The organism is Psychrobacter sp. Sarcosine-02u-2 (assembly GCF_002836335.1).
GTDB classification, from domain to species: Bacteria; Pseudomonadota; Gammaproteobacteria; order Pseudomonadales; family Moraxellaceae; genus Psychrobacter; species Psychrobacter faecalis.
The window spans coordinates 1-10,192 of record NZ_PJBX01000157.1 but is presented as its reverse complement, the minus strand read 5'-3'; the positions used below and the strand labels follow the sequence as shown (position 1 = coordinate 10,192).

The window sequence follows — 10,192 nt, the reverse complement described above, 5'->3', positions numbered from 1 at the left end:
AGTAAGTAAATGGTTAATTTGGCCAATGCTCATCGAGCGTTTATTGACTTATATTGATCTAAGTACAATTAAAATTGCGACAAAAAATAACGGCTTGGTTCGATGCTTACTTGCTTATCGAACCAAGCCGTTATTGAATCAGGTAGCGTTATAAACTAAAGCGTTTATACCGCAGAATTGAGTTTATTTTTATCGATTATTTTATAAATCTCATCTTTTAAGTGCAGCTTGCGCTTTTTCATTTTTTCTATTTCTTCGTCACAGCTGGCGTGCGTCACCAAATCCTTATCGAGCTGGTTGATTTGCTGATCAAGCTTGGTATGCTCATCAAAAATGCTCGCAAAGTAGCTGTCTTTTTGCTTAAGTTCGCAAATAATATCTCTGTTGTCTTGCCATGTATCAGTCTTTCTCATGTTGTCATCCTTGTTATGAAGCGCAGGCTTAGTAAAGCCATAGCGCATTTTAGTTAAGAGTGCTCTGATGGATTGATATGATTGTGAGACTTCATTCTTACCAAGCCAAATCGCAATTCAGCTCAGTTTTGAACAGGCTTATGCGCAGCAGAAAGGGCATTTGCTAACGACAACTAGCAGTCAATCTGCCGACCGGTAAATAAGAGTGTTTCTTATTCGCCTCATCTGATTGTAGCGAAAAAATTTACCAGATACCATGACTGTCATGGATTTTCTTTTATTGATAGTTTTAAAATTAAATAGTAATTTCTATTTATGATTTGTTTTATTAAACATAAAGTTTGAGTTTATCGGCTTGCGTGGTACGTCCAAAGCCTTGATAATAGACGTATCAAAGGTGGTAAGCCAAGTATTTATGGCTTTTTAAATCAGTTACTTAGCTTGTCACCAAGCCCTATTTAAATGTGCAGCGATATAGCTGACGTTACATATCTGATAATAATGAGGAACAAACATGATAGATCAAGGTTTATTAGACGCAGTCAAAAGCTATAGTGAAAATATGACCCGCCCCATTACCTTTGTATTGGGTAGCGGCGAACATAGCAAACGTGCTGAGCTGATTGATTTTTTAACTAAAATCGCTGGCACCACAGATAAGATTAATTTTGATGCAACAGCAACCGATGACAGCTTACCAAGTCCGATTAGTTTTAAAGTCGTCAGTCATATTGATAATGCATTGACTGATACGGGTATCGTTTTTAGTGGGATCCCTGGAGGCCATGAATTTACCTCGCTGATTTTGGCGATTTTACAAGCGGGCGGCCATACGCTAAAACTGGATGAAGGTATTCAAAAACTGATTAAGCGTTTTAATAAGCCGCTACAGTTTCAGACTTATGTCTCGCTGTCTTGCCACAGCTGTCCGGATGTGGTGCAAGCGCTGAACCAATTTGCGCTGCTCAACGATGACATCAGTAATGAGATGATTGATGGTGCCTTGTTTCAAGAGCAAGTCGATGCCAATAATATCCAAGGTGTACCTGCGGTATTCTTAAATGGTAAACCGTTTGCCAATGGTAAAATCGATACCGCTAAATTGATTGAGAAGTTACAAGAGCAGTTCCCTGATTTGTTGAGCGAAGTGGCTGATGACGCTGAGCAGTTAGAGCAGCAGGACGTAACGATTATCGGTGCAGGCCCTGCTGGTGTGGCGGCGGCGATTTATACCGCGCGTAAAGGCTTAAAAGTTACTATGGTCGCCGACCGAATCGGTGGACAAGTGAAAGACACGCAAGATATCGAGAACTTAATCTCTGTGCCTTTAACAACTGGTAGTGAGCTATCAGCGAACTTTGAGAAACATTTGCACGAATATGACATTACGCTCAAAGAGCATGTCAGCGTCAAAGAAATCAGTGAAACTAAAGAAGAAAACTACCGTATTCATCTCAACACTGGGGAAACGTTTGAGACGCGCAGTATTATCTTAGCGACCGGTGCCCAGTGGCGTAAGCTTGGTGTGCCGGGTGAAGATGAAAACGTGGGTCAAGGCGTAGCCTACTGTGCGCACTGTGATGGTCCATTCTTTAAAGGTAAGGATATTGCGGTCGTTGGCGGTGGTAACTCAGGTATCGAGGCAGCGCTAGATTTGGCAGGTATTGTTAAACACGTAACCGTCCTTGAATTTGCCGATGATTTAAAGGCTGACCAAGTACTGATTAATAAAGCCAAAGAAAAGAGTAATATTGATATCATTACCAGTGCTGCAACGCAAGAGATTAAAGCGCAAGATGGTAAAGTGACTTCGCTTGTTTATCAAGATCGTAGCAGCAATGAAACCAAAGAGCTGGATACGTCAGCGGTGTTTGTCCAAATTGGTTTGGTGCCAAATACTGAGTTTGTCAAAGGCTTTGTGGATCTAAACCGCTTTGGCGAGATTGAGATTGACGAGCGTTGCCGCACCGACCGCAAAGGTATCTTTGCTTGTGGTGATGTAACGACTGTGCCATTTAAGCAGATTAACATTGCCATGGGCGAAGGTTCAAAAGCAGCATTATCAGCGTTTGAATACTTAGTGATGCAGTAAAATGTTGTTTTAGCTTCCACTAGAGTTTTAAACCCCTAAAATCTACTAAGGTTTTAGGGGTTTTGTTTTTTGAGCAACAACAGTTTTATTCAGGGCATTATCAATCGTCTAACAAATCCATACGTTTTGCCGCTTCATAAATACCCGTGGAGCGGTTGCCGGTACGGCAAAAAATCAGTATAGGCTGCTCAGCTTGGTTAAAAAAGTCAGCAAATTCTTCAACATGGTTTTGATTGAGCTCGCTACCGGCAAAAGACACTTCTTTATAAGAAAGACCTGCTTGTTTAGCCGCGGCTTCAATCTCAGCACTGGTTGGTTGGTTTGGTTCTTCACCATCTGGACGGTTATTAATAATGGTCTTAAAACCATTTTCAGCAATCATAGGTACTTGATCAGGGGTGATTTGTCCGGTAATACTCACTTCATGGCTCATAAAAGCTCCTTTTTATTTTTTAGCGTAAAAACGAAAATTTTGCGCTTAGATTAAAATATTTCAATAAAGCCTACCTGCTTTCTATAGCAAACCTTGCATCAGTGCGCTTTGATAGAGCAATTTGGCGCGTGCACCCGTGCCGCAAAACATCAGGATGGGTTTGGGCATGCTGCGATAAAAGGCTGCAAACTGCTCGACAGTCGCCATGCTTAAACGCTCATCATCAAATGGTAAATGCTGATAGGTAAGGTTGGCCTTTGCCGTTGCACTGGTAAAGTCACAGCTATTAGGCTGCGTCTCTGTTTCAGCGTCAGGTCGAATATTGAGCACAGAGCGGTAGCCAAGCTCGGCAATCTTGACGCATTGGCTTGGGTAAATTTGCTTATAAATGGTTAAATCATCGGTCATAAGTTTTTCGGTCGCGTATATTAAATGGCGTAAGGTTTTGTCTATTTCTAGATTCTGTAAATTTTAAAGGCTTATTACAATCTAGCATAACACAGTGGTCATCATAGCTATATTTTGTCACTGATGTTTCCTCAAAAGCACTTTCTGTCAGGATTAATTTAAGCGAAAAATTGGTCAGCTATAAGCTAATTATCTTTTAGCGCATTGACCGCATCCATGGTGCTTAAATAAACCTGCCCTGATAGATGGGTTATGACCGGTGTATGCTCGATAATATCCATCACCGGTCCCTTAATAAAGCTAAAGCTTAAGTGCTTTTTTTGGTTCAATAATTCTTGATTGAGGCTGATAAGCATCTCTTGTCCGGTCAAGTCAATATGATTGACCGCTGACATAATCAGGATAACCTCATGCGCCTCGGGGTACTGCCGCGTCGCTTGTATGACGCTGCGATGCACGGATTCACTATTACCAAAAAACAAGCTCTCATCGATACGCAGCATCAATAAATTGCTAAAGGTTACCACATCATGACGATTGATATTGCGAAAATGTCCTGTACCCGCTAGCTGTCCGACGACAGCGACATGTGGTTTACTCGACTGCCAAATGAGGCTAGCAAACGACACCATCAAACCGATGACTAAGCCCGTATTTAACCCAAATATAAGCACCCCGATAAATGCCGCCAGAAAGCTCGCCGCATCTAAGCGGTCGCGTTGCCATGCTGACTTTAAAGTCGCCATATCAATGAGACCGATAATTGACGTCATAATAGTCGCGCCCAAGAGAGCGTAGGGCAGAGTCGCTAATAAATGACCAAAAGCGATCAACGCAGCAATCATAACCAGCACGGTTACCAGACTTGCGACTGGCGTTTTGGCGCCTGAGTCGGCATTAATCGCCGTACGTGAAAAGCCGCCAGCGATGGTAAAGCTTTGAAAAAAGCCGCCCGCCATATTGGCCAGACCCAGTCCGGTTAACTCACGATTGGCATCAAAGCTTTCACCGCGCAGGCGTGCATAGTTGCTGGCTACTGAGCTACTTGAGACAAAGATAATCAACGCCATTAAACCTGCGCTCGGTAATAGATTGAGCGCTTCATGAAAATCTGGCAAGTACGGTAGGGTAAAGCTGGGCAGCCCTTGCGGAATATCACCAATCGTCGCTACGCCATGCGTTGTCCAATGCAAACTCATACTTAATACAATGGCAAGACCAAGCAAGATAAGCGGAAATAGACGTTCAGCCCATTTGGCATAAGAGGCTGACAACCAAGAGCGCCAGACCCATTTGCTCGCATAGCGATTAGCAAATAATAGCGTAAATGCAATCACGCCGATGATCAAGGTTAGCGGATGCAGCTGGTGGCCATACATCCGCATACTCGATAAATAACCGATAAGGCCATTGCCTGCAATAGGAATCCCCGTCAGATACTTAAGCTGACTGACAAAAATCAATACCGCCGCGCCACTGATAAAGCCTGCCGATACGCCGCGACTGATAAACTGCATAATCCAGCCAAGCTTCAGCCTTCCCGCCAGCCATAACATCGTGCCAACCATCAATGATAATAAACTGGCCATCAATATATATTGCTGCGTGCCATCATTGCCATAAGGATGCAAACTACTGGCTGTCATAATCGCTGTAATGGCGACAGGCCCTACGGCTTGGACATTGCTCGAGCCTATCCACGCATATACCAGCACGGGTACGATAGCCGCATAGAGTCCATAGACCGGCGGCAACCCTGCTAGCACCGCATAGCCTAGGCTTTGCGGAATGACAAGCACGCCAACGACTAAGCCTGCGATGATGTCAGTCGGCAGGGCAGACAGATGATACTGACGTAACCAAGCAGGAATCAGACGAGCGACGATAGAAGGCATAGCGATATGTCATCACGATAAAGAAAGTTAAAAATGGTTAAAAACCAAACGCGCAGTTAGGCGTCTGTTTTGGCACAAAAGCGTTCATACAATAACTGCAATACCGATAAAGCATCGTCGCTTGCGATACTATAGTAGATTTGCTTACCTTCACGGCGAGTCGTCACCAGCTCGTCTTTACGCAAAATACCTAGCTGCTGCGATAAACTTGGCTGACCGACACCGACCAAGTCCTCAAGCTCACTGACACAGTACTCGCCTTGGGTCAATTGACACAAAAGTAATAAGCGGTCAGGATGTGAGAGCGATTTTAATAACTGGCTGGCTTGCATGGAGGCTTGTTGCATTTGCTCAGCAAGGTCTTTGGGCGCAAAGTCTGCGATGTTAGCAGATGCAGGCGTGCCAGTGGGGGTGGTGGTTGTGCTCAATGCTGAAGTTGAAGTAGTCAGAGCGAGCTCCTTATAAAAGATATAAATAGAAAAAGCAGAGTTTATAGATAAGTTATGGATATATATATAGTTAATTATCAATGATATCGCGACTTATAGCAAGTTATCATTATTTACATTATATAAATTGATAAAATGTATAATGATTGCTATAGTGCTGGTATTGATAGGTAGATGCATAGGAAATATAGGCAACACTAGGGATAGATACTATAAATCAGCAGCAAATGCCATAAATAAGCGCCTATTATACGGAACAATACCTTAAAAATTAAAACATTCATATACAAGTAAAGAGGTAGCCATGCAAGTTCATTCTTTCTTACATAGCGACACGGAAACTTACACCCATGTACTCGCGGACGTGCAGCATCAAGTGTGTGCCATCATCGATCCTGTACTGGATTTTGATGCTAAATCCGGACATACGGATACCGTGAGTGTAGATGAAGTAATAGCGTTCGTTCGAGAGCAGGGCTGGACGCTGGTTTATATTATAGAAACCCATGCTCATGCCGACCATATATCTGCTGCTATCCATGTAAAAGATGAGCTTGGCGGTAAGTTGGTCATCGGGCAACATATCACCGAAGTGCAAAAAATATTTAAGCAAATCTTTAACTTTGATAGCAGTTTTCGTACCGATGCCAGCCAGTTTGATATCTTGACCGATGAAGGCGAGACCTTGACGCTTGGCGGTATTACGATTACTGCTATGTATGTGCCTGGTCACACCCGCGCGGATATGGCGTATCTTGCCGCTGATGATGAAAAAACCGTGGTCTTTGTCGGTGATACGCTATTTGCTCCCGATGTTGGTACAGCGCGCTGCGACTTCCCCGGAGGCGACGCCAAAACCCTGTATCAGTCTATCCAAAAATTGCTCGCACTGCCTGACGAAACCATCATGTATCTGTGCCATGACTATCCGAGTCAAGGTCGCAAGCATTGTCCAACCACGACGGTAGCCGCGCAAAAGCTTGGTAATATCCATGTCAAAGAGGGTATCAATGAAGCGGAGTTTGTCGAGATGCGCGAGCGCCGCGATGCCACGCTAGAGATGCCGCGGCTCATTATCCCGTCAGTACAACTCAATATCGATGCCGGACATTTTCCAGAACCCGAAGACAATGGCACCCGTTATCTAAAAGTGCCACTTAATGCGCTTTAAGCAGTCAGGCGATTGATTTATTCATCCAAGATTGATAAGTAATTAACAGGTAAAAAATACGCAAAGCGTTACGCAATCACAATACGTGCAACGGTTATCTTGATGCTAGTCTATTTATGAGAGCGTTACTAAGACGCCCGCCACTGTTATTTTTAAAGGAGTTGTATCATGAGTGAGCAAAACTCTCATCTAGTCTGTCCGCATTGCAGTGCCACCAATCGGGTACCTGCAGCGCGCCTTAATGCCGCACCAAACTGTGGCAAATGTGGTCAGCCATTATTAACGGCCACTCCACATGAACTCAATGCCCAGACGGTTAGCAAAGTCATTCAAAAAAATGAGGTATTGACCATCGTTGATTTTTGGGCGAGCTGGTGTCAGCCGTGTCTAATGATGGCTCCGCAGTTTAAAGTCGCAGCCAGTCAGCTGCCACAAGTGGTGTTTGCTAAAATACAAACCGATAAATATGAGCAAGCGGCGGCACCTTATAATATTCGTAGCTTGCCGACGATGGTGGCCTTCAAAAACGGCAAAGAAATCGCGCGCCAGTCTGGAGCCTTACCAAGCGATCAAATCGTACAGTGGGTAAGAAGCTTAAATTCTTAATCTCAGACTGAGTTACTGCTCGTCATGATTAAACATAAAAAAGCCAATATGCTTATCGCGTATTGGCTTTTTTTGTAAGAGACTTTCAAAACTATGAAACAGGTATTAATGATTACTCACCATAAATCTTAATACCATTGGCAAAGCTACAGTGCTGGATACGAGCAGATTGGATAATGGCATCACGCTCACCATAAAGTCGCGATAATTTGGCATCACGGGCTTTGGTATTGTTACTTTTACCCACGCCAAAGCTGATATTAGGCGAGATACCCCAACGTCCGGCGGAAACCCCAACGCCGACACCTGAGGCAGCTATGGTCGATTGCTCATTGCGTGCTGCATTGACATAGCGATTGACACGGTTATATTCTTGGCTCAGTGCTTGGCAGTCATAGCTTTGATAAGTGCTCGGTGGCACGTATTGCGGCGTAATGTTACCTGTTGAGGCGCAGCCCGAGAGAGCAAAAACGCCAGCTGTGGCGAGTAGTGTTGCTGCAGTAAGAGTTTTCATAATAGCTCCATAAGGCGACGTTGAGAGGTTTATATTTATTTAAGATAGCAAAAAAATAGCGATTAAGATATTGAAAAATATAACTTTTAACGACTCCTAAAATAAATTGCCCGGCTTGGTAAAGGCGAGTACCAAGATGCCAACATAGGCAATACCCGTGATCAGAATACCGGTTTTTCTTTGACTAGGCGTGGCTTTGTCATTAAAGGCTTTAATACTGGCACTGAGTGCTGCTACCAGCAAGATAACTTTAGCAAATACCCACTGTACTGGCGCATTGACACTCATAAGTTGTACCAGCATGCCAGCCCCTGAAATAATAATGACGGCATAGAGAATATGGGTCGATATTTTTACCGCAAATGGTGGCTTTTTGTTTGCGCTTAATACCACATAGCTTTGGTATAAAAACAGCGCAATCAACAAGACGGCCATGAGCATATGTAGATGTTTCATTGGATAGGGTTTCCTTTAAAGGTGCCGTTTGCCAGCTTATCTATGTTATTTGGGAATAGCGTTAAGACTAATTTTTGAGACTAACCTTTATTTTGCCCTGCGCATAATGGGCTGTCAGGGCTTTGGCCTTGCCATTCTGTTGACGTATAAGCATGGATAGCCAAAGCGTGGATTTGGCCACCTTGTGAGGTCAAAAGTGAATTTGCTAGATTGTACACGAGCTGATGACGCGCCACCAAGCGTTTGCCTTCAAAGGCATCGCTGACAATGGTCAGTTTAAAGTGACTTTCTTTACCGTCAAAATAACCGGCATGGTTCATTGATTCATTCACCAGTTCAATATGCTGTGCTTGCAGGGCTTGTAGTTCATTATTTAGGGCGTCTGCAGTCGGCGTATTTGTTGTCATAGTTATCCTCGTCATTTTAATACTTGGCCTTTTAATTGGCTGATGGTACTTATTATAGCAGACCCTGTTAGTTATACTGCAAGGCTCAACAAAGCCTTCTGTACCAGTGAAAAACGTATTAGTGATACGCACAAAAAAGCAGAGCGCAACCTTATTACGCTCTGCTTTTATCGTCTATTATTGTCGTCTATTGCTATTTAATATGAATACCATTTGCTATTAAATTTTAACGACGTGCTTTTTGATATAACGGCATTACCTTAGGCATCAATGACTGCAATTGCGCAATACGGTTGCTGCTGGTTGGGTGAGTACTCAAAAATTGTGGTGGCTCACCTTGGCTGGCGCGTTGCATTTTTTGCCACAAGGTAATCGCAGCTTGTGGGTTGTAACCTGCACGTGCCATCAGCTCAAGACCGATTTGGTCAGCTTCTGCTTCTTGCGTGCGACTGTGCGGACGGCTTAAACCTAAGTCTCCTGCAACGTTAGCAAGCTCAGCCTGACCTTGCGATAGACCAAAAATACTGGCTGCGACACCAATGCCCGTTTGCGTGGCATATTGACGCGATAAGCGCTCACGTGAGTGCTCACGTAGGGCATGAGACATCTCATGACCCATAATAGCGGCGATTTCGTCATCGCTAAGGTTTAAGCGATCAATGATACCGGTGTAAAACATAATCTTACCACCTGGCATCACAAACGCGTTCAAATCGTTAGATTTAATGGTGTGAACTTCCCACTTCCATTTCGCTGCGTCAGGACGATAGACGCCCACTTGACCAATCAAACGGTTAGAGATGTTTTTTAAACGATTGAGCTGGGCCTTATTGGTGTCAAGCAAACCGCGTGCACGTGCTTCTTGGATATTTTTATTGTAGCTTTGCGCTGATAGTTGCTGTACTTGTTCACTAGAAACCAAAAGTAGCTGCTGACGGTCAACGCCTACAGCGCCCGTGCTAGTGGTACTAGAGCAACCGCTCAGGGTCAATGCCGACAAAGATGCCGCCATGATGGTGGTGGTAAATAGCTTCTTCATAAAACGTCCTCGCTGTAAATATAAAAAAATTAAACAATATTAAAATGAAAACGGTCGCGGTAAAGATAGTTTTTTATTAAAAAAGGTTAACTGATTAAAAGCTCGTCATGCCTATCTACCAAAACTGATCTACCAAAACGATAAAACTCTACCGCAACTATCTATCGTTAGGCATAAGTATAATAATGTTGGCAAGTGAAAACCTAGACAGAAAAAGTAACAATAGGCAGTAGGATTGTAAATACGTTAAGTGCAAGTTTGCTACGCGTCTATAGCAGGCGTCATAAAATTTGCTACGATTTATAAATA

12 protein-coding genes are annotated in these 10,192 nt (G+C 43.6%); 3 read left to right on the top strand and 9 right to left on the bottom strand.

Annotation, left to right across the window (positions count from 1 at the left end):
- Window positions 1-164: 164 nt before the first annotated feature.
- Window positions 165-413, bottom strand: coding sequence for an HP1242/YdcH family protein (locus tag CXF58_RS06670; protein ID WP_068407586.1), 249 nt, complete (start codon window positions 411-413; stop codon window positions 165-167).
- A gap of 514 nt (window positions 414-927) precedes the next feature.
- Between CXF58_RS06670 and ahpF the strand changes: the two genes are divergently transcribed.
- Window positions 928-2,505, top strand: coding sequence for an alkyl hydroperoxide reductase subunit F (ahpF, locus tag CXF58_RS06665; RefSeq protein ID WP_102076959.1), 1,578 nt, complete (start codon window positions 928-930; stop codon window positions 2,503-2,505).
- Window positions 2,506-2,605: 100 nt separating this feature from the next.
- Here ahpF and CXF58_RS06660 read toward each other — a convergent pair whose 3' ends face one another.
- The 4 genes from CXF58_RS06660 to CXF58_RS06645 all read right to left on the bottom strand — a co-directional run bounded on the left by CXF58_RS06660 (window position 2,606) and on the right by CXF58_RS06645 (window position 5,669).
- Window positions 2,606-2,938, bottom strand: coding sequence for a protein tyrosine phosphatase family protein (locus CXF58_RS06660; protein ID WP_102076958.1), 333 nt, complete (start codon window positions 2,936-2,938; stop codon window positions 2,606-2,608).
- 81 nt (window positions 2,939-3,019) lie between these two features.
- Window positions 3,020-3,346, bottom strand: a complete 327-nt coding sequence (locus CXF58_RS06655) for a protein tyrosine phosphatase family protein (RefSeq protein ID WP_068407559.1) — start codon at window positions 3,344-3,346, stop codon at window positions 3,020-3,022.
- A 185-nt stretch (window positions 3,347-3,531) separates the two neighbouring features.
- Entirely contained in the window at window positions 3,532-5,241 is a 1,710-nt protein-coding gene (locus CXF58_RS06650) for a SulP family inorganic anion transporter (protein WP_102076957.1), read from the bottom strand.
- Window positions 5,242-5,297: 56 nt separating this feature from the next.
- Window positions 5,298-5,669, bottom strand: coding sequence for an ArsR/SmtB family transcription factor (locus CXF58_RS06645; RefSeq protein WP_376779302.1), 372 nt, complete (start codon window positions 5,667-5,669; stop codon window positions 5,298-5,300).
- 325 nt (window positions 5,670-5,994) lie between these two features.
- Between CXF58_RS06645 and CXF58_RS06640 the strand changes: the two genes are divergently transcribed.
- Together CXF58_RS06640 and trxC are read left to right on the top strand one after the other, a co-directional pair.
- Window positions 5,995-6,861, top strand: coding sequence for an MBL fold metallo-hydrolase (locus CXF58_RS06640; protein WP_102076956.1), 867 nt, complete (start codon window positions 5,995-5,997; stop codon window positions 6,859-6,861).
- A 168-nt stretch (window positions 6,862-7,029) separates the two neighbouring features.
- Window positions 7,030-7,467 (top strand): thioredoxin TrxC, encoded by a 438-nt coding sequence (gene trxC / locus CXF58_RS06635; protein ID WP_102076955.1) that lies wholly within the window; start codon window positions 7,030-7,032, stop codon window positions 7,465-7,467.
- 112 nt (window positions 7,468-7,579) lie between these two features.
- Here trxC and CXF58_RS06630 read toward each other — a convergent pair whose 3' ends face one another.
- The 4 genes from CXF58_RS06630 to CXF58_RS06615 form a co-directional block, all read right to left on the bottom strand.
- Window positions 7,580-7,981, bottom strand: a complete 402-nt coding sequence (locus tag CXF58_RS06630; RefSeq protein WP_102076954.1) for a hypothetical protein — start codon at window positions 7,979-7,981, stop codon at window positions 7,580-7,582.
- Between the two features lie 96 nt (window positions 7,982-8,077).
- Window positions 8,078-8,437 (bottom strand): SirB2 family protein, encoded by a 360-nt coding sequence (locus tag CXF58_RS06625; protein WP_102076953.1) that lies wholly within the window; start codon window positions 8,435-8,437, stop codon window positions 8,078-8,080.
- Window positions 8,438-8,517: 80 nt separating this feature from the next.
- The gene (locus CXF58_RS06620) at window positions 8,518-8,859 is read right to left on the bottom strand and encodes a BolA family protein (RefSeq protein ID WP_102076952.1); all 342 of its coding nucleotides are present in this window, start codon (window positions 8,857-8,859) and stop codon (window positions 8,518-8,520) included.
- A gap of 211 nt (window positions 8,860-9,070) precedes the next feature.
- Window positions 9,071-9,883, bottom strand: coding sequence for a M48 family metallopeptidase (locus CXF58_RS06615; protein WP_102076951.1), 813 nt, complete (start codon window positions 9,881-9,883; stop codon window positions 9,071-9,073).
- Window positions 9,884-10,192 lie beyond the last annotated feature (309 nt).

Coding starts and splice junctions, on each gene's coding strand:
- CXF58_RS06620 (WP_102076952.1), bottom strand. CDS start 8,859: ATGACGAGGATAACTATGACAACAAATACGCCGACTGCAGACGCCCTA.
- trxC (WP_102076955.1), top strand. CDS start 7,030: ATGAGTGAGCAAAACTCTCATCTAGTCTGTCCGCATTGCAGTGCCACC.
- ahpF (WP_102076959.1), top strand. CDS start 928: ATGATAGATCAAGGTTTATTAGACGCAGTCAAAAGCTATAGTGAAAAT.
- CXF58_RS06655 (WP_068407559.1), bottom strand. CDS start 3,346: ATGACCGATGATTTAACCATTTATAAGCAAATTTACCCAAGCCAATGC.
- CXF58_RS06650 (WP_102076957.1), bottom strand. CDS start 5,241: ATGCCTTCTATCGTCGCTCGTCTGATTCCTGCTTGGTTACGTCAGTAT.
- CXF58_RS06660 (WP_102076958.1), bottom strand. CDS start 2,938: ATGAGCCATGAAGTGAGTATTACCGGACAAATCACCCCTGATCAAGTA.
- CXF58_RS06630 (WP_102076954.1), bottom strand. CDS start 7,981: ATGAAAACTCTTACTGCAGCAACACTACTCGCCACAGCTGGCGTTTTT.
- CXF58_RS06640 (WP_102076956.1), top strand. CDS start 5,995: ATGCAAGTTCATTCTTTCTTACATAGCGACACGGAAACTTACACCCAT.
- CXF58_RS06670 (WP_068407586.1), bottom strand. CDS start 413: ATGAGAAAGACTGATACATGGCAAGACAACAGAGATATTATTTGCGAA.
- CXF58_RS06615 (WP_102076951.1), bottom strand. CDS start 9,883: ATGAAGAAGCTATTTACCACCACCATCATGGCGGCATCTTTGTCGGCA.
- CXF58_RS06625 (WP_102076953.1), bottom strand. CDS start 8,437: ATGAAACATCTACATATGCTCATGGCCGTCTTGTTGATTGCGCTGTTT.